This is a genomic window from Idiomarina solivarensis, from assembly GCF_033052755.1.
GTDB lineage: Bacteria > Pseudomonadota > Gammaproteobacteria > Enterobacterales > Alteromonadaceae > Idiomarina.
This window is the reverse complement of record NZ_JAVFHZ010000003.1, coordinates 42059-62126: the sequence shown is the minus strand read 5'-3', so window position 1 is coordinate 62126 and position 20068 is coordinate 42059. Positions and strand designations below refer to the sequence as shown.

Sequence of the window (20068 nt, the reverse complement as noted above, 5' to 3'; positions counted from 1 at the left end):
CTTATTCTGTACCGCCAACGGTCATTGAATCGAGTTTTAATGTCGGCTGACCCACACCAACGGGTAAACTTTGTCCGTCTTTACCGCAAACACCCACACCTTCGTCCAGCGATAAATCATTACCCACCATAGACACTTGTGCCATGGCGTCTGGGCCGTTGCCAATCAGTGTTGCACCTTTTATCGGTGTGGTGATTTTTCCATCTTCAATTAAATACGCTTCTGATGCGGAGAAAACAAACTGGCCTGAGGTAATGTCCACCTGGCCACCTGCGAACTGCGGCGCATAAATGCCCTTTTTCACGCTGCCGATAATCTCTTCAGGACTACTTTCCCCGGCCAGCATATAAGTATTGGTCATTCTTGGCATAGGCAAATGTGCAAAGCTTTCCCGTCGTCCGTTGCCGGTTGTCGCCTGCCCCATTAGACGGGCGTTCTTTTTGTCCTGCATGTACCCACGCAGTATGCCGTTTTCAATCAACACATTATAACCACTGGGCGTGCCTTCATCATCGATACTCATTGAACCGCGACGATCATCCAGCGTTCCGTCATCGACAATAGTACAAAGAGGTGACGCCACTTGCTCACCAATTTTACCCGAATAGGCTGAGGAACCTTTACGGTTGAAGTCACCTTCTAAACCATGGCCTACCGCTTCGTGTAACAACACACCCGGCCAGCCCGAGCCCAGTACCACCGGCATATTACCGGCAGGTGCGGGTTGTGCTTCTAAATTCACTAATCCCTGACGTACCGCTTCTTCAGCAAAGCGCTGCCAGCGCGCATTACCAGTGCCTTCTTCCAGGAAAAATTCGTAGCCAACACGCGCACCGCCGCCGGCACTGCCGCGTTCCCGGCGACCGTTCTCCTCAGTTATGACAGAGCAATTCAATCGGATTAACGGGCGCTTATCAATCGCTAAAGTGCCGTCTGTGGCTGCAACCAGAACTTCGTCGTAACTTCCGCTTAGGCTAACAACAACCTGGCTTACGCGTGAGTCTTGAGCTCGCGCATGCGCATCCACTTTCTTCAGTAATTCAATTTTTTGGTCTTCGGACAAGGTGCTCAGCGGATTAATACTCTGATAGCGCGGCTTAGCCTGCACCGATGTCAGTGCCTGAACTGTTTTGCTTTGCCCCTGACGAGCGATACCGCGTGCGGCTTCACTCGTGCGCTCAAGCGCTTTCAATGTAATTTCATCGGCATAGGCAAAGCCAGTTTTCTCACCCTGCACTGCACGCACGCCCATTCCGGTTTCAATGTGAAACGCGCCGTCCTTTATGATGCCGTCTTCCAGCACCCAGGATTCGTTGACACTGTGTTGCAAGTAAATATCCGCAAAGTCGATATCGCCACTGTAAAGTGTCGATAATGCTTTGCTTATGTCTTCTTGTGACAGTTCGTAGTCAGTTAGTGTCATGTTTTTTGTACAACCTCAAATTGATTCTGTTTTGCCACCGGCATTTGTTTTCGAATGGGCTCAACGTCTGCTATATCAACACTGGCGGAAATAATGCCTTCACCGTCATCCAGTTCAGCCAGTATTTCTCCCCATGGACTGACAATAAGCGAGTGCCCAAAGGTTTCACGCCCGTTAGCGTGTTGCCCGACCTGCCCCGGCGCCACAATAAAAACCTGTTGTTCAATAGCGCGGGCACGAACCAGCGCATGCCAGTGAGCGTTTCCGGTAACCTGGGTAAATGCAGCGGGTAAAGCAATGATATCTGAGCCTGCCTGACGCAATGCTCTGAATAACTCAGGAAAGCGCAAATCATAACATACTGCCATGCCGACCACACCCAAATCAGTTTTAGCGGTTACGACCTTACTACCGGGCTGGGTCCATTTGGATTCACGGTATTCTTTGGTGTTATCGGCAACATCAACATCAAACAAGTGAATTTTATCGTAGCGGTTAAGAATGGTGCCGTCCGGCCCGAATAACAACGACGCGGCAGCAAAGCGCTCGCCTGCATCCAGAGGTAACGTACCGCCAATCAAGTAGATGCCATGCGTTTTTGCCAGCGAAGACAATTCACGCTGCACTTCACCGTCTTGGTACGCTTCGGCCATAGCCAACTGCGCTCGGTCTCCTGCACCAAAACAGCTAAAGGCTTCGGGCAATACCACCAGTTGAGGACGTGCAGCAGGAAGCTGCTCCAGTAACCTTGCGACCGTCGCTAAGTTATCCTGAGGATCCGGACGACTGCTCATTTGCAGCGCCGTTAGTTGTACCTTGGTCATTATCGGCCTCTGAATCAGTTGAGTTCTGCTCCAATTCTGGCAAATCAACGGGGCGGCTGTCACGTTCAATTTCATCCACTACAGGATTCTCGATTGTGCCCGTCACTTGATAGCGTAAACGTGAAATCACTTTCGCATCATGCAGAACTTTATCTATAAGAAGAGCTGCCAGCCCACTCGGCGGGTTGACCATCCAGGCAAGTATCACTGGCAAACTGGAAGTCACTTTAGGCGCATAGGTCAGGTTGTAATTTAACTGACCGGTTTTCATATTTGTCCAGCCACGGATCTCCATGTCGCCAGCAGACCCCAATAGCTGAGCATTGTCGGTACTCGCGATACCGTCCTCAATTTGAACGCTACCGGTTAAGTCGGTAAAAAACATCCCTTGCGAAAAGATATCTCTAAAATCTAAAGTCAGTTTTCGCAAGATACTATCCAGGCTCAACATGGAGAAAAGTCTTGCCCCGCCGTCGCTCACTTCAGCTAAGTACCCTTTGTCTAAGTCCCAGGTTACCGTGCCGTCCAACGACTCCCAGTCGGGTTGGTATAAGTGACCAAGCCAATCTAGATTGAAGTCAATAACCGCTGCACTGTCTCTAATCGCTGTTTCCAAACCGTACTCGCGTAGCAGTTCACCCAAGTCATTGGTTTCCAGACGCCCTGATACACCGCTTGATGCCTGCTCTCCAGAATAGCGCCAGTAACCACTCAAGGCTAACTCATCGCTGTCCTTTTGCAGAGTCATTTTTTCGATACTAAAGCCATCCTCAAGGGGAGAAAGGATTAACTCAACCTCCCCCAGGTCATGCTCGTCGATACGGCAACTGCGACAGACAAAATTGACCGGCGGTACTTTCTTCAGCCAGCTCCAGTCAACTTTAGCACCCTTCTCAGGCAACTCGACTCCGGTGTGAAGCGCCAGATAGTCGGCCTTTATCGAGATTCCTTTTCGTACAAAGTTCTCCGGTATAGTAGCGCTCAACACCGCGTTATTAGCCTCAACCCGAGCCTGCCAGGCTGAATTTTCAGGCCATATCTGAATGTCGGCTTTAGCAAACTCTTGCTGGCCCCAACGCAGCTGAGGCGTTTCCACATTGATTGAATCTGGCAGCCAACCGTCACTTTCGCCCGACGTATTATCTACATTAGAATTCTCAGTCAATGCATATAACACCGAATACCACCGCCCGATATCGGCATGAGGTAATTGTGCATTGACCGCAAACCCGCTAAAGCTCTCTCGCCTGGAGGTTGGATCCACTTTTCCAATATCAAGTTCGGCCTGCTGCCAACCGTCGCTCCCCGGCTTCCAGCGGCTATCCCAATAAAGCCGATCGTCTATCGACGCCTGCAGCCGCAGTTGCTCACCACTGCCATTTAAGGTTACCGCTAACTGCCACCCTTCACCAAAGTCCTTTTTCAACGGTGACGGCAATGATGTCTCTAAGCCTGTCAGATCAAACGCAGACTCAAGCGCAACATCGACGTTATCTTCAGCAAAGGTTAAAACGAGATTCGCCTCGCCGTTAACTGCCCCGTAAAAGAAAGGCTCCCACTGGGGGTATGGAAACTGCTTGAATAGTGGTTCGCTTTGCCAGTCCAGGGTTGTGTTAATATCTAACACATAACGCTCTTCCACTGGTTCGCCTGAGACCTCAGTTTTTAGTGGCATACCGTACCAGCTCAAACGAAGATCATTTGTGCTGATATTTCCGTTGTCAATATTAAGCTCACCCTTGGACACCTCAAAATCCTGCTGCAAAGACTCAACGGTTATCGACAAACCTTGCAGCGGAGCTTCAACAGACACATTAATTTCCCGTGAACTATCAAACGGAACGTCGAGTTCAAAAGCGCCTTCGACTTTTCCTCTGGGATTTAACTCAGTCAAGGCTTCCGTCACGCTATTAAGCGGTGACTGCTTAAATACCGGCAGCAGCGATTGAGCCTCACCAGAAACATGGGCCTGAACCTGGAGTCCGCGTCCTGCCTCAGTCAAGTCATGAATCTGTGCATCGACCCGGGTGACATGAATGTCCTTAATGTGGCCACCATCAGCGGACATCAATAAACTGCGGTTGTAAAAATCGAGTTTGACGGGCGCTTCTGCCAGAGCCGGCCAGTTGGGTTGGAACCGATAGGTTAAGTCATCAAATTCAACACGCGCGTTAAACACCCCGGTATTGTCGTCCCCCGGGAACCGATTAACGGCGCCACGCCAGAGTACCTCAAGTCCCCGCGTCTGGCCTGACACCAATGCCTGATGTAGATAATCTTTAACGCCTTTGCCCATAACCGACGGCAGGAGTTGTCGCGCGGTAGCCACTGAAAACGGTTGTGTTGTTGCAAGTAACAAATCAATTGTGGGCGGGTTTCCACTACGGTAGTCCCCGAACAACGCGCCGCTACCCTCCAATTCAAAATCATCCTGAGTGACGCGCATGTTTTCCAATTTCACTCGCCACTCTTCCGGCTGCAGCAGCCAGGAGCCCGACAGCGACAGGGTATCGATATCCCAGGCTTGCTTAGCGGACAAGTTGGTGCCGGTCAAACGAACGTTAGTTCCTTCAACACGCCAGCTACCGTGATTGGAGGTACTGTTAACACTTAAGTCAAGACCATTGAAACTGGGCCAGTTGTCATTGCCCTGAGCCGACAAATTCTGACTTTTTAATACCCACTGCTGACCGGATATCGGGTGTAACCGATAACGGAAGCTAGCGGTACCATTCAAACCGAGGCTTTTTAATACGTCGGCACCATTTTCTGCATCCAGAGGTAACAAAGGAATTAACGCTGCCACTTCATCTATGGCAATATTATCAACGCTGAGATCGTGAGTTCCTTTTCTGTTTTGCCAAGCAATACGTGGAATCTCGAGGTGACCAACCGAGGTGTTCACATTCATTGGTAAGCTATTCAACAACCAGCCATTGGGCTCTGGTCGCAAAATAACTTCCCCTTCGGGTAACTGGAGCCAATTGACTTTATCTGAGTCGCCTTCTCGCCAGGTAATACGGTTGTCACGTAATTTCAATAGTCCCTCAAAAAGTTGACCGTTGCGCACGTCCAACCAACCAGTGAAGTTGACATTCGATTCCTGTATATCAATATCGCCTAGTTGCTCCTCCAGCCAGGGGCTGATATCAACATTTTGAGAATTGACATAGAACTGACCATTAAATTCTGACCAATGATTACCACGAAGGTCAATGATGAAATCCAGGCTCGTACTGGCAAAGTCTTCCATCCGAAACTGACCAATACCCTGGTGCTGTTTGCCTTCATTTATCCAGGACAACCGGTCAATGTCTATTTTTCGCGTGACACCACGCAAATTGGTTAGCAACAGTTCGCCGTTATTGAGAGAAAACTTTTCTAATTGCTGCAGAAACAGGCGGTTAACGTACTCAAGGTTCAGCTTTTCCGACCCATCGCTTGTCGAAAAGCTTCTCATATCGACCGCTATACGAGCATCATCCAGAATGAACTGCTGAGCCACTAACTGCCGATCCAATAATGTTTTCCAGAAATCGAGTACGACATGGGCCTCACCAATCCGGACTTGTACTGGTGACTGCTCTCGCTCGAGTAAAATTAAATTTTCTAAAACAACAGAAGGTCCTTCCTCTGTCCATGCCATAGACAAGTCACTGATGCTCACCGGCTGCTGAAAGCGAGCTTCTAACTGGTCTTCAAGTGGTTCTGTTAGATCGGGAAGATAAGGGAGACTGTAACGCAATAAACTCAGGCCAACCGCGACCAGCACCAGCACAATCGCCAGCGTTAGCCAGAGTTTATTTAAAATCCACGACAGAGTACGCATTCGTCTTACATCATTACAACGTCAAATTGTTCCTGATTATACAGGGGCTCGGTTTGCACTTTTATTTGACGCGAAACAAAGAGCTCAAGTTCAGCCAATGCATGAGATTCCTCATTAAGTAAGGCCTCACTCACTTGGGCAGATGCGTAAACAACGAACTTATCTGCTTCGTAAGCTTTATGAACCCGGACAATTTCACGCATAATTTCATAACAGACCGTTTCAACGGTTTTCATGCTTCCACGCCCCAGGCACACAGGACACTCAGAACACAAAACATGCTCCAGACTTTCCCGAATGCGTTTACGCGTCATTTCCACCAGGCCAAGAGAAGTAAAACCGTTGATGGTGGTTTTTGCTCTGTCTTTGGCTAAAGCCTGTTCCAGGCTATGCAATACGCGCCGCTTATGCTCTTCATCCTGCATATCAATAAAGTCAATAATGATAATTCCACCGAGATTACGCAAACGTAATTGGCGGGCAATTGACTGAGTCGCTTCTATATTTGTGTTAAAAATTGTCTCTTCTAAGTTGCGGTGGCCCACGAAGGCTCCGGTATTGATATCGACCGTGGTCATAGCTTCTGTCTGGTCGATAATCAGAGAGCCTCCGGATTTTAGACCGACTCGACGGTCCAAAGCTCGTTGCATTTCATTCTCAACATCAAACAAGTCAAAAATGGGTCGGTCGCCGGTGTAATATTCAAGCACCGATGTTAATTCTGGAATAAAGTCCTGGGTGAACACTTTTAAGGTATCGAAAGTGACTTTTGAGTCGACTCGAATGCGTTCAATTTCTTCTCCGACAAAATCCCGCAATACCCGACAGGAAAGATTGAGATCTTCGTACAACATGCCCACTTTGCGTTGTGTTTTTTTACGCGCCTTTATTTTTTCCCAAAGCCGGAAAAGAAAGTCTGCGTCGCCTCGCAAAGATTGCTCTGAAGCCCCTTCGGCAGCGGTACGTACAATAAACTTCCCGTCACTTTCGCTGACCTCCTGAGCCAGTTGCCGTAATCGCTCTCGCTCGTCTCCCTCTTCAATGCGCTGAGACACACCGACGTGGTCACTCTTAGGCATAAACACTAAGTACCTTGAGGGTAAGGTGATATCGGTGGTTAAACGCGCTCCTTTCGTTCCCAGAGGGTCTTTTACGACCTGCACCATAATGTGCTGGCCCTGATGCACCAACTCGGTAATGTTTTGTTGGGGTCTCTCGTCGGGTTGTGGTAAATCATCGCCGTCCACCTGAACAACAATGTCTGATGCGTGTAAAAAAGCCGCCTTATCCAGGCCAATATCAATAAACGCAGCTTGCATCCCCGGTAACACCCGGGAGACTTTACCCATGTAGATGTTACCGACTAAGCCGCGCTTTGCCTGGCGTTCTATGTGGACTTCCTGCAGGATGCCGTTTTCTACGAGCACAACACGAGTCTCTGTGGGGGTAACATTCATTAAGACTTCAACGCTCATCAACTTCACCTGTCATTTCGAACATCCGCAATAACTGTTCCGTTTCGTATAAAGGTAAGCCAACAACCGCAAAGTAGCTACCTTCAATGCGTTTTACAAACTTACCACCATAACCCTGGATACCATAACCCGCTGCTTTATCATGAGGTTCACCGGTTTCCCAGTAGGCGTGAATTTCATCATCCGATAGTGACGCAAACTCAACCTGAGTGGTTACCACCGCAGTTTCCTGGCCAACGAGTCTGTCTCCGCCCCAATGACATACGCTAATTGAGGTCAGTACTTGATGAGTCTGGCCCGACAACTGATTCATCATTTGACTAAAGTGACCGTAATTTTCTGGCTTCTCCAGAACCTGGCCCTGAAAACTGATCAGGGTGTCAGCGCCTATCACCAGACATTCGTCTTGTTGTCGTTTTGCTACTACCTGTGCCTTTTCTGCGGCTAAACGACTGACATAAGCCTCGGCTATTTCACCCTTTCCCTGACGCTCTTCAATTTCAGGAACATCGCAGTCAAAAGGACGATGCAATAAGGTCAGTAACTCTCGTCGACGAGGAGACGATGAGGCCAGCAGCAAACGCATTAAACCACTCCAAACTGGCGGCGAACTTTTCGTAACAGCGGAAATAACCACAACCAGAAAATCGCAGAAGTTAATACCGGCCAGAAGTAGGACAAGGTAAACTCAGCATCGTGCAAAAAGACGTTCGCCTCAAACACAACAAAGCGTTTAATAAAAATCAGTAAGGCTATGACCAGTGCTTGCTGTATTAGTGCAAAATTACGAATACGTTGGAAATGCCGTGCAGCGAAATACGTTACAACCACCATGCCCAGCGCATGAACACCGACAATGGAGCCGAGTAAAATATCGCTCAGCACGCCTAGTACCAGCGCAGTCCCCATATTGACTCTATGCGGCAAGGCTATAATCCAATAAACCAAAACCAGGGTTGGCCAGTCGGGCCTGAAGGTATCGAAGGCGACGGGCATCGGCATCACCATCAGAGTTAAAGCGATGATGTAGGTAACCAGCAAGGTAATCAATCCGGGCTTTACCAATTTCATCCCTCTTCCTCGTCAAAAATAGGTTGTTGTTCACCCTGGCTGGGCCAAAGCAGCAGGACATTACGTACTCTGTCCAGCGCACTGACCGGATCGGCAAACACGGTTGCAAACGGCAGAGACTCATCGCGTATGATCTCATTAATTCTTGCCACCGGATAGCCCTCAGGAAATACACCACCGAGACCGGAAGACATCAATAAATCGCCTTCCTGCAATTCAGTACTATGAGGAATAAACATCAATTCGAGGCGACCAATATCACCGGTTCCCTGAGCTAACACCCGAATGTCGTTTCGCGCCGAACGTAACGATATGGCATGACTCTGATCGGAAAGCAAAAGGACTCTCGCTGTACTGCCGCCGACATCCTGTACCTGACCGATAATTCCGTTACTGTCCAGTACCGGCTGCCCTTCGTAGACACCGCTGAGTGTGCCTTTATTAATGACGAGCTGCTGCGAGAACGGTTCAGACGCAACCGCTATAACTTCAGCCACCATCCTCCGGGCGGAGTCGCGAGCTTCTGAACCAAGTAGTTCGCGCAGGCGTCTATTTTCATTCTGTAAAAAACGAAGTTGCTGTTGTTGCCCTTGTAGCTCCAAAATTTCCCGTTTTAAACGTTGATTTTCGCTGCTTAGTTGAGAGGTTGTTTTTAACGACTCAGAAAGGCTATCCAACAGTTGCTCCGGCATAATCGCCAGATATTGAACCGGTGCCACCAGAGAATTTAAGAACAATCGGACAGGCTTCATCGCCTGAAGACGATGATCAATAAAAATCAGTAGAAACGAACAGGCTAGTGCGAGCACTAGCCTGGAAAGTAAAGATGGGCCGCGAGCAAACAGCGTCTTCATGAATTACTCATAACTGAATAAATCACCACCATGTAAATCTATCATTTCTAACGCTTTACCACCGCCCCGTGCAACACAGGTGAGCGGGTCATCAGCAATAACGACCGGAATACCGGTTTCTTCAACGAGTAAGCGATCCAGGTCTTTCAGCAAGGCGCCACCGCCGGTCAATACCATACCGCGCTCAGAGATATCGGACGCCAGTTCAGGAGGTGATTGCTCAAGCGCAACCATTACCGCACTTACAATACCCATTAACGGCTCTTGTAAGGCTTCCAGAATTTCATTGCTGTTAAGAGTGAAAGAGCGTGGAACCCCTTCCGCCAGATTACGCCCACGAACTTCAATTTCTTTCAGCTCTTCGCCCGGGAATGCCGAGCCAATTTCGTGCTTAATACGTTCAGCCGTTGCGTCACCAATTAGTGCGCCGAAATTGCGGCGAACGTAGCTAATGATAGCCTCATCAAATTTGTCACCACCAATACGAACCGATGATGAATACACCACGCCGTTTAACGAGATGATAGCGACTTCGGTCGTACCGCCACCAATATCCACAACCATGGAGCCCGTCGCTTCCGATACAGGTAGGCCTGCACCAATAGCGGCGGCCATAGGTTCATCAATTAAATACACTTCACGGGCACCGGCACCCAAGGCTGATTCACGAATAGCGCGGCGCTCGACTTGTGTTGAACCACAAGGCACACACACTAACACTCGGGGACTTGGGCGAAAATAATGGCTGTCGTGCACCTGCTTGATAAAAAATTGAAGCATCTTTTCGCATACATAGAAATCTGCGATGACACCGTCTTTCATAGGGCGAATAGCACGAATATTACCAGGCGTACGGCCCAACATTTGCTTGGCTGCTGCGCCAACGGCGGCAATCGATTTAGGTCCACCAGAGCGCTCCTGGCGAATGGCAACAACAGACGGCTCATTCAATACAATACCTTCGTCTTTGACGTAGATAAGCGTATTTGCTGTTCCGAGGTCAATGGAAAGATCGTTTGAAAAAAGGCCGCGAATTTTTTTAAACATGAAGCGGTATATCCCTACTTATAAGCTAACAGAGTGACAGCAAAGGGCTCAGTAAGTACTTACTGTTCCCTAACAACACGGAATCCAATGTAGTTGGAGTTAAAATCTGACGGAAGTTCCATTTTTGTCGAAACTCGAGCTAAACTGGGTGTAAAGTTCCAGGCTCCACCTTTCACTACAACACCGTTATCAGTTTCAGCCCACTCCCACACATTACCGACAGTATCGAACAATCCCCAAGGGTTGCGATGAAAGCTGGCAACAGGCGCTGGTCGGATATTCGACCATTCTGTACCGCAGTTACGACAATTCGCTTTTCCAAAGCCAACATCATTTCCCCACCAGAAATCACTTGCAGTGCCGGCTCTTGCCGCGTATTCCCATTCTGCCTGAGTCGGGATGTCGTATTGGAAACCACTCTTTTCAGTCAGCCACTTAGCATACGCCTTTGCGTCATTGTAGCTAACACAAACAACAGGGGAGCTCTCCGATTGTTTGAACCCAGGATTCCGCCAACTGAATTTTTCATTAAACTGAGGGCGACCACTATCTAAACTTGCGCAAGTTCCGTTTTTCTCAGCATCGGTGACGTAGGCAGTGTCTGCAACAAAGTTACTGAATTGCTCAACAGTGATTTCAGTATCTGAAATACCTAATGCTGTTGGTATTTCACGGGTTTCTGCCGGACGCTCGTTCGGTAAACCATTACCGACTAAATCGCCCATTTTAAACTTGCCGGCTGGAACAACGACAAGTTCAGGACCGCGAACATCCCGGAATAACACGTCTTGAATCTTTTCACCGCGGGTAAACGAATAATCCGACTTATCTAACTCCGCACGGATAGCCATCGCTTCTTTTAAATTAATTTTCTCTGCGTAGGTAGAGTAGCCATATTTAAGGATTTCAATTTGGTGCTCTCCGCCCGGCAACATCACTTCCAAAGGCGTTGAACCATAACTCACACCATCGATAATAACTTCATCATCATACACATTTGAGCGTATGCTTAACGGGCGCATGACGGAGCTATCAACCGTTTCCTCATCACCCGCTTGCAGCTCCCCCGGCCGTTGTTCCGAGGCACAATAACGCATATCGACATTTAGTAAGGTACATGCCTGACTCTTAGGCAACTGACCACGTAACTCCACTGCCAGTTTAACGCCATAGTTACCTGCGCCACTGAACCCATTGCTAATAGTTTTTGAACCTAAGATTTGAACATTAGGACTGGCTTTTTCAATGTTTTCACGCGCCAGAGACGATTCACTCAAACTGCTTAAAATAGTATCGAGGTATTGCTTTGAGGCCTTTTGTTTGGCCATTAACTTGCCACGATTTTCACATTGCGCGAGAGTTTCCTGGCGGTCACAGCTAATTGACTGACTAACTTCAAGCTCTCCGGTACGGTTAAATTCATTGGCCAGACGGTCAACACGCGCCAAGTTACGCTGCTCTTTCAGTGTCTCAATTTCATTGATAAGGCTGTGTTTACTCACCCGAGCCTCTTCAACTTCGCGAGCCTTCTCGTTAACCAGACTCACCTGCTGCTTAATATTCGCTTTATTCTGTTGGTGAGCCATAACCGCCTGCTTGTACGCTTCTTGTGCGCCAGCAATGTCAATCGTTGGGTCTTCAACCAAACGTTGATAGCGATCATTCATCTCCGCCAATGCTAATTCGCGTTTTTCTTCCAGTTCGCTATTACGCTCGCGCAGATTTTGTAACTTTTCTCTAAGTTCCCGCTCTTCTTGCTGAAGCGTGTTAACAGTGACAGAAAAGTTTTCAAAATCGCTCTCTAGAGTCGCAATTTGGTTAGCAATTTCTTCGACAGTCATCTCCTGCTGAGCAAGAGCCGCCGAGGCGAATGTCAATGTAGAGGCCATTATAAAGGCCAGTCGAGCCAATCGCATCATGTTTCCATTCCAAGCTTGAAAAAATAACAAAGCGGCGTAAAAGCTAAAGCCGTCATCGCGCTATCGTTATTGTAATAATAATGAACGTTCGTCAACGTCGCGCATTTTTTGTTTAAACTCTGCTTTATGCTATTTGCTTGTTCACAAAAGAGCAAGAGGCATTGTCATCGAATTGTCGATTATTCGTTAAAAGAATACTACCATCCTACCTCACGCCAGTAAATCTGGCGATCTCGCCCACGATAAATACCAAATGTCCCTTCGGCCTGTGGATTTTCGTCAAACGTTCCGTCAGCCGACCAGTCGTATTTTAAATAAGAAGGCACCTCAAGTTCAAAGATAAAGGAGTAAGGAGCGTTCTCAGCAGAAGATGTCCATCGCAGCAACTGACGAATGTCCACACTAGAGGAGCTAAGAAGTCCATTGGTTATTGTCAGCGTTGCCGGGTCGGGTGCTAGGGTCGGATATGGACCTGAGGTTAAGTCCTCTCTTAGTTCCACGTCGTTTCTCGAGAACCTTAAGCAGGTATCCTTCTCATTATCGGCAAAGACGGTTCCTTCCCAGTATTCAATAGCGCCTGTAACTGGCATAACATCATCCATTGCCGCATAAGTGTCCTGCAAACGGACGCGACCATAGTACAGTGAAGAGGAATCCAGCTCAGTCGCACCGCGAGGCGTTGCATTTAAATTGCTGTTTAAAATAACGGTATGATTGCTGTCATCCACTAACGCCCCTTCGTTATCATCTAGCTGCCAGCCCAACACATAATCTTCAAAAGGCCCGCTAGGTTGACCTGATGCTAATCTTGAAACCTTGATAGCGGCATTCCCCTGAAGCCATCCAGTACCATTAGTCCATTCCCATGTACCGTCGTAGCTGACAGCGTGCCCGGACAACTCCACAACGACACCATTTTCTTTGTCATAGGCATAAAACAGAGGCGTCGCTTTGGCTAGTGAGCCATTGTAATTTTTAGTCACACCACCCGACGCATTAACCGCTTCAGCTGACAATGTCACCGGCTGTGGCTGACTCAAGTAATAGAAATCAGTACAAGACCCCGAAAACTGGGAAGCAAGTGGGATAAATTCATAGGGAATAAAACGCCCAACGGTATGCGGAGTCGTTACATTGCCAACGCCTAAGTAATTTTGGTCAGCAACTTGAGCGGTGATCGTTGCACTGCCCACTTCGGTATATGCAATCGAACTGTTTTCAAAACGAATTCCATCGACGCCCTGTGCTAAAAAGTCTGCAGAATTCTCAATCACACCCGGCTCTGTCGCAGGCGCAACCGGCACCGCTCCATTCGCTATATTCAATGACTCCTGCGGGGACTCCAGACCAAAGTTAGGTGTCACATCACCATTCAGATTCACTGCTTGCAGCCTCATTAAGAAAGCCTCACCCGCTTTCGCTAAAATATCTCCCCCGTAATTACTAACCGTCTTCATAGAAAGACTTGCAGGCTTATAAACAAAGTCATTAGACAAGCCTTCAATGACTTTGCCGTTGGGCAGTTGTGCCCGAGCATGCAATTTTACTTTGCCTGAATCGCCGTATTGAACAGTAAGAGAATTCTCGCCATCAACAAAATTAGTAGCGACGGGCGCCCATCCACTTAATAAACCCGAACCACTCTCCTCCAACTCATTCAGTGCCTCACCGTCAGCAGTCATTTGCGCGTAAGGAAACGCAGTGAAATCACTGCAGCTACCCGGGTTCACACAGTACATACCCAACTCAATCTGAGCGACCTGTTCAGCTACCGTTTCACAGGCCTTAGTATTGTCATTGGTTCTTACAATAGAGAGGTTGCTTTGAAACGAGCTACCGGAGACCTGAGTCGATATTGGCGCAAATTTAAACCCCGTATCGCTAAAGGTAATAGAGCAGTCTGAGCTAAAATTACCGTTTACAAAACATTGTGTTGGATTCAGCGCTCCCGGGACAGTTTGAACATCGTCTATTGCTAATGTGTAAGTACCCGCGTCCGTCTGACTGAGCTCTGTGCTACCGGTTGGCGCCACGGTTATAGGGTTCTGAGTCCAGTTGCCGGCATTACCCGAAAGGAAAACAGAGCTCGTGACAGAAGAGTAACTCGAACAGGACGCATCTGCGCACGCCTCAACTGTCACTTCAGTTGCTTCACAAGTTAACGCCGGACTCGTATACGACAGCCGATAGTGATCAGGGACCGTGACTGGCGGCTCAACGTCTCCGGCTTCACAAAAATTGCCACCGTCAAGCGGTTCTTCCGGTAACCGGTAATCGATGCGCGGTGCAAAAAAGCCGAAATAACCATATCCAGTCGCCTGACCATCAAGGCTTAACCCGCCTTCAACTACACTTCTATTCCACCACAAAAAGCTTCGTTCGAAATACAGGTCACCCTGAACATAAATGAAACCATTAATCTCAACATCGGTTTCTAAGTACAAGTCACCGGTCACAATCAATATAAGTTCATTTGCACTACCGCTTGTATTAATTCTGCGTCCAGACTGTATGGTCAAATCACCATCAATGTAGACTCGGGATGTTTGTCCATTTGTCGAGTAATTAGCACCTACATCGCCAAAGTCACCGACTCGTAAATAATCCGTTGGCTGCAGGGAGCTCGGAAGTTGTGAGTTTAATGGACGGTCAGGCAGGTCGAAAGGTAAAGGCGCACTATTGTCAGGACTAAACGCCTGCGGCCATACGTCAACGCATTGCGGTCGGGTGTTAGCACACGGATGTGTTTTATAATACAAGATAGCGGCGGTTGTTGGGGTGAAAACGCCGTTACTTACATAAACCTCATCTATTTCGCCCCGAAAACTATTTTGAGAGGTTTTCTGACCGCCGATATAAAGTGTCGGCTCTACGCTGTCATTAAGCTTGGTATCGCCTGAGTACGAATTGGTATCGATCAGTTCGCCATCAATGTAGATATAAAGAACGTTGTTATCTGAGTTATAGCTTGCCGCTAAATGATGCCACTCGTCATCGAAGAGGTTGTTGCCACCGTTAAACGTATTGCCAGCTTCAATCGTCAACAAGTCATCGTTGTTTTTACGCACTTCAAAATACAAGCCACCGCCGTCACTATTGTCCTGTCGGTACACTTCAAAGCGGCCCTCGTCGGTTTCCGTTGCACCCTCCCCCAGCAATAGCATTGTTTGATAACGGTCATTCGGGTTCTGCAACTGCGCATCCCCCTTAAACCAGAAAGCAACGGAGACAGTGTCTGAGTTCGTAGCCTCAGTAACATTAGAAACCTTCACTCGGTTGTTACCGTCGAAACGCCCGTACCGGCAAGTACCTTCGCCATTTAACTCTCTGGCCGGGTTAAACCCTGATGTAAATGCGTTGCCGCGCGCGCTTCCGTTATAGCCATAAGTTGAGGAGTCCACAACTTCTCCCGACGCGCCGCTCCAACTCAACGCGTCAAAATGCCAATAACCTATTGCCTCGGGTAACGTCTGAGAGCAATCACCGACATTGCCGGGAGTATTGCAAGTTTGTCCTTTAATTCGCCCGTTATTATCAATCACCGGGGCGTTTACGTCGCCGGTGACTTCGGTGTTCGAGCCTATAGTCACAGTACCGGAGCTGCTGAGATCGCCGTTAACGGTGACACCATCCCCTAAGGTAATATCGCCGCTCGAGCTTATATCACCTGAAACAGTTGTGCCGTCACTGATGACAATGTCACCCTCGCTGTCAAAAGACGCATTAACAGAACTATTTGGACCGATGGTTGTTTGCCCGCCGGACAAAAACTGCATATCCAGTGACGGTCCTTTACTGTTTATGACAACCCCGTCAGCAAAGTCGATGGCTTCCGCTATTATTACAACACCTTCATTGCCGGTCACTTCAATAATATCGCCGCTGTTAAGCGTTAAGGTGCCGCAGGTATAGGTTGTGCCGCTTTGAGTACACCCCGGCAATTCTTTATTCGGTATATTGTATTTTGTTGCTTCTACACTAAGCGTCACTGCAAAACACGCTAAAGCAAATAACAACGAGTAGCGAAATCTCATACCTAATTCTCCACTCGTGTTTCTATCCGCAACCGCCGCGACGCCCTTTGCGAACCCGCATCGCAAACCGCTTCAGACGTCACGACAAGATGCGTAAATGCTTCATTGCCGTCGTTTGTGTAAACTGCTCTATCGCAATTTATGGTTGCGGTGCATTGCTGAAGGCCTGGACTGCCCGAAAAACTATAATTCGAGCCATCCACACCACAATCGGAAACAGGAGCACTATTTAACGGATAGACCTCCATCATAGCCTGCTCCAGACCTGCCTGTGCCGCTAAGTAACTGCGCGTACCTAGTACCTCAACGACCACACTTTCCGACGTAGTTCTTAACAGGCTGGCCAGCGCGGCAACCAAACCACCGAGAATAACAATCACAAACACCGCAATCACTAAGGTATTGCCGCGTTGCCGATTCAATTGTATAGGCTGTTTGTTATGGCGCATTGGGTATGTGCACCTCACGATAATAAAACACGGGTTCCTCTGCGTTTTCACCAAACTGAAGTTGCAAAGTGATAATATTGTTACTTTGCTGGTTATTGGCGTCTACGTCAAAGGCCGCCAGGTCGTTATTAACACCCGTAGCGATTAAATCTCCGTTTGACCACTCGGTCTGACTTTGTTGCCAACCGTAACCACTCACACGGTACAAATTTTCCCCGCTGACACAAAAGCTCACTGGCTCACTGCCAATATAAGCACGGTTTAATGGCGATTCTTTTGCAAACTGACTACCGGGCTCCAGGGGCAAAGTGTTTTCTAAGCTAGTCGAACTGTAACCGCCCGCAAAGTTGGCATAACGCTGCGGATTATCAGAGTAAATAAAGTTGGCCCGAGTAGCATAGATGTAGATACGTTCATTACCGTCAAGACTCCAGCTAATATCGGCAGCATTCCCGCTTCCGGCAAATGTTACAAACGTCATTTCATCAGATGAACTCGGTCGAATCGGTGCGTCATAATATGTACCAACCACATCGGCCGGAACAAACTCCAGGCACTTTCCTCTGACCCGAGCACTGTTGGGTACGGCTCCACGGATTTCACGAGTCAGTCGCTCAATAGCAAAGCGGCTTTTCTCTATTGTTTGTAAACGTTCGGAGCCAGTACTGAACATTTGCGCACCAATGCCTACAAATTGAAAGCTAAAACTGGCGACTATCGCCAACAGCACAATAACAATAATGAGCTCAATTAGCGTGAAGCCTCTTTGTATGTTCATTACCAGTTACCTTTTATGGCGCTGAGTTCAAGAGTGCTGTTTTGTGGCGTCGCTATTGTGACGGTTATTCTTTTCAGTTTATTAGCCGCTTTTTCACTTACGCATACCCATGCTTCAAAACCATTATAATGGTTAGACGATGGCCCACTGAGTTCAGCGCCTGTCAGCCTTAGACCATTGTAATCATCAACGTCATCAAATTGCTTTCGCTGGGATTCTTCGGCGTTGGGGGTGCTTCCATCAGTGGGGCATGGCGCAGGAGTCGTGCAGCTTCCCGAACCTTCTGAACAGCGAACATACTGGTTACCTACATTCGAGTTTTCATCGAAGTCCCGAGCCATTATTTCATTCATCAAACCCTGGCCTATTTCTGTCGCTCTAACCTGTTGCCAGGGGTCAACGCTCTGTCGAAATAACTGCCCCATACCGACCGTCACGACCAAAGTCACTATGGCAATAACCACGATGCCGACAATCAGTTCAATCAGGGTAAAGCCCTGTGTTCGACTATTACTGCGCATTAATAAAGCCCTCTTTATTAATGGTAATGGTTCGGCTGACGTCGGCACTTTCTGTAATCGTTATGGTGCAACCACCCAGACAACCTTCTGTTGGTTGACCAAGCGCATTAAAGCCAATAGTAATGCCCACAGGGGAAAAGGTTATATCACCTGAGCTGCTAACCTGAAGATTATTATCTTCAGTGTACGGGGGAACGCCCAGAGTGGTTTCTGTGACTTCTAATTCGTAAACTTGCGTAGTGTCTTGCATGGCTTGCTGCTGGACAGCACGTAAAATACTCATGGCTTGTAAGCGTATAGTTTGGCTTTGCGTGCCGGAGTTACTGATAAATAGGGGGCTGGCAGATACCGCTAAAATACCGATAATGACCAGTATTATGATGAGCTCAATGAGAGTGAAGCCTCTGGACTTCATAAGTAGCCTTTAGAGTGCCGCCTGCAGCTAAGCCACAGGTAAAGTATGCTGTAACATTAAGAGTCCCCAACAGTATTGGCTCATAGAGTGATAAACCACTCAGCATTTTTCATAGTCGCAAATTGAATATTTCTTAACATTGTGGCGGCACATTCTCGTACCGCCACAGCACTGATTATTGCTAAGGCAATCACCTGCTTAATCAGTTGAGGTTCCCAATATTAAGTGCCTAGCAACCGTTTGTTGCCGAGTTAATAACAGGAGGTGTATCTGCATCAACAGCATTAGTATAAGAAACAAAACATCCTTGATCTCCCGAAGTTGTTGAGTTGACATCGGTGAAATCTCCTGCGCCTGTAGGCGACTCAATGAGATCTGCTGGTCCAAAATATACTTTTCCAGCAGTATCATTAATAAATGAGACCCAGTCTGCTGAGCTGAGATTTGCAGCTTCAGCTATCTCAGCTAAACCGTTCGTGTCCTCATCTGTCGCGGCCGGATAACCATAGACTGTATCAATACTTCCAACGGTACCAGTTGCGCCTAACTGCCCTTCAATGGCAGCTTTACCGAAAACAGTCTGCGAAGCTCCCTGAACAGCGCCTTTCAACCCTTTTACAGTAGAAGTACGAGCATCACTCGAGAAGTTGATAAACTGAGGCGCAGCGGTTACTGCCAAAATCCCCAAAACTACAATGACAATGATCAGTTCGATCAGAGTAAAACCTTTTTGATTACGCATAATTAAAGCTCTCAGTTGTGATTTAAAAAATTACTGGTTGTTGCTGTGAATACTCACGCCGCCATTGCGTGGATTATAAACGAAAGCGTTACCCAACGTTAGATAATCGTCACCCGAAGGGGCATTCGTTTCATTTTTTATGGTGTTTGCCAAGTAGTAAACACACATATCGTTACCGGCAGCGCTATCCTGAGTCACATAGGTGTAATAACGTGTTTCTGCCAAATCATTAAAGTTCGCTGTCGTTTTTGGGGCACCTAGCAAAATAGACTGAATCACGCTGACACAATCGGCTGCCACCATATTTTCGTCGTGCGCCTGCTCGTTGTCACCACTAACGGGGTAGCCTGTATCGCCGTCAACATAAAGCAAAATTTGATCCATAAACACTTCGGCACCAGCACCCGTTCCACTGGCGCCTTGTGGGCGCCCGCTGAGTTCCCATTCGCCGCGAACAATACCAACTGCACTGGCAAAACCACCAGCAACACCCTCAAGAGCTGCATCTTCAGCGTCGGATGACACATCAGTAAATCGTGGTATCGCCGCAGCGGCTAATAAGCCGAGAATAACAACGACAATAATCAGCTCAATAATGGTAAAGCCTTGCTGCTTGTTTTTCATCTCAGTGCCCATACTAAACTCCATTAGAATCCATTTTATTACATTTTACTAACAGTTGACACC

Annotated in this window: 16 protein-coding genes; all 16 read right to left on the bottom strand. The window is 48.0% G+C overall.

Annotation, left to right across the window (positions count from 1 at the left end; all coding sequences use genetic code 11):
* Position 1 precedes the first annotated feature (1 nt).
* Positions 2-1423: a metalloprotease TldD gene (gene tldD, locus RBK99_RS06160; protein ID WP_317503763.1), complete on the bottom strand. Its 1422-nt coding sequence runs from the start codon at positions 1421-1423 to the stop codon at positions 2-4.
* Positions 1420-2217, bottom strand: coding sequence for a carbon-nitrogen hydrolase family protein (locus RBK99_RS06155; RefSeq protein ID WP_317503762.1), 798 nt, complete (start codon positions 2215-2217; stop codon positions 1420-1422). The genes tldD and RBK99_RS06155 overlap by 4 nt, the downstream gene beginning before the upstream one ends.
* On the bottom strand, positions 2189-6076 hold the full coding sequence (locus RBK99_RS06150) for a YhdP family protein (RefSeq protein WP_317503761.1): 3888 nt from the start codon (positions 6074-6076) through the stop codon (positions 2189-2191). Before RBK99_RS06150 ends, RBK99_RS06155 begins: the two co-directional genes overlap by 29 nt.
* A 5-nt stretch (positions 6077-6081) precedes the next feature.
* A complete protein-coding gene (rng, locus tag RBK99_RS06145) occupies positions 6082-7551 on the bottom strand; it encodes a ribonuclease G (RefSeq protein ID WP_317503760.1) in 1470 nt (489 codons plus the stop codon).
* Entirely contained in the window at positions 7541-8137 is a 597-nt protein-coding gene (locus RBK99_RS06140) for a Maf family protein (protein WP_317503759.1), read from the bottom strand. The genes rng and RBK99_RS06140 overlap by 11 nt, the downstream gene beginning before the upstream one ends.
* Positions 8137-8622, bottom strand: coding sequence for a rod shape-determining protein MreD (mreD, locus tag RBK99_RS06135; protein ID WP_317503758.1), 486 nt, complete (start codon positions 8620-8622; stop codon positions 8137-8139). The genes RBK99_RS06140 and mreD overlap by 1 nt, the downstream gene beginning before the upstream one ends.
* Positions 8619-9476 carry a rod shape-determining protein MreC gene (gene mreC / locus RBK99_RS06130; RefSeq protein ID WP_317503757.1) on the bottom strand — a complete coding sequence of 286 codons (858 nt, stop codon included), beginning with the start codon at positions 9474-9476 and terminating at the stop codon, positions 8619-8621. Before mreC ends, mreD begins: the two co-directional genes overlap by 4 nt.
* A 3-nt stretch (positions 9477-9479) precedes the next feature.
* On the bottom strand, positions 9480-10523 hold the full coding sequence (locus tag RBK99_RS06125) for a rod shape-determining protein (protein WP_317503756.1): 1044 nt from the start codon (positions 10521-10523) through the stop codon (positions 9480-9482).
* Positions 10524-10582: 59 nt separating this feature from the next.
* On the bottom strand, positions 10583-12442 hold the full coding sequence (locus RBK99_RS06120) for a formylglycine-generating enzyme family protein (protein WP_317503755.1): 1860 nt from the start codon (positions 12440-12442) through the stop codon (positions 10583-10585).
* A 197-nt stretch (positions 12443-12639) separates the two neighbouring features.
* Positions 12640-16476, bottom strand: coding sequence for a DUF6701 domain-containing protein (locus RBK99_RS06115; protein ID WP_317503754.1), 3837 nt, complete (start codon positions 16474-16476; stop codon positions 12640-12642).
* 2 nt (positions 16477-16478) lie between these two features.
* Positions 16479-16925, bottom strand: a complete 447-nt coding sequence (locus tag RBK99_RS06110) for a Type II secretory pathway component (protein ID WP_317503753.1) — start codon at positions 16923-16925, stop codon at positions 16479-16481.
* On the bottom strand, positions 16915-17703 hold the full coding sequence (locus RBK99_RS06105) for a PilW family protein (protein ID WP_317503752.1): 789 nt from the start codon (positions 17701-17703) through the stop codon (positions 16915-16917). Before RBK99_RS06105 ends, RBK99_RS06110 begins: the two co-directional genes overlap by 11 nt.
* Positions 17703-18224 (bottom strand): type IV pilus modification PilV family protein, encoded by a 522-nt coding sequence (locus tag RBK99_RS06100; protein ID WP_317503751.1) that lies wholly within the window; start codon positions 18222-18224, stop codon positions 17703-17705. Before RBK99_RS06100 ends, RBK99_RS06105 begins: the two co-directional genes overlap by 1 nt.
* Positions 18214-18639 carry a prepilin-type N-terminal cleavage/methylation domain-containing protein gene (locus RBK99_RS06095; RefSeq protein WP_317503750.1) on the bottom strand — a complete coding sequence of 142 codons (426 nt, stop codon included), beginning with the start codon at positions 18637-18639 and terminating at the stop codon, positions 18214-18216. Before RBK99_RS06095 ends, RBK99_RS06100 begins: the two co-directional genes overlap by 11 nt.
* Positions 18640-18868: 229 nt before the next feature.
* A complete protein-coding gene (locus tag RBK99_RS06090) occupies positions 18869-19381 on the bottom strand; it encodes a type II secretion system protein (RefSeq protein ID WP_317503749.1) in 513 nt (170 codons plus the stop codon).
* Between the two features lie 30 nt (positions 19382-19411).
* A complete protein-coding gene (locus tag RBK99_RS06085) occupies positions 19412-20017 on the bottom strand; it encodes a prepilin-type N-terminal cleavage/methylation domain-containing protein (RefSeq protein WP_317503748.1) in 606 nt (201 codons plus the stop codon).
* Positions 20018-20068: the final 51 nt, after the last annotated feature.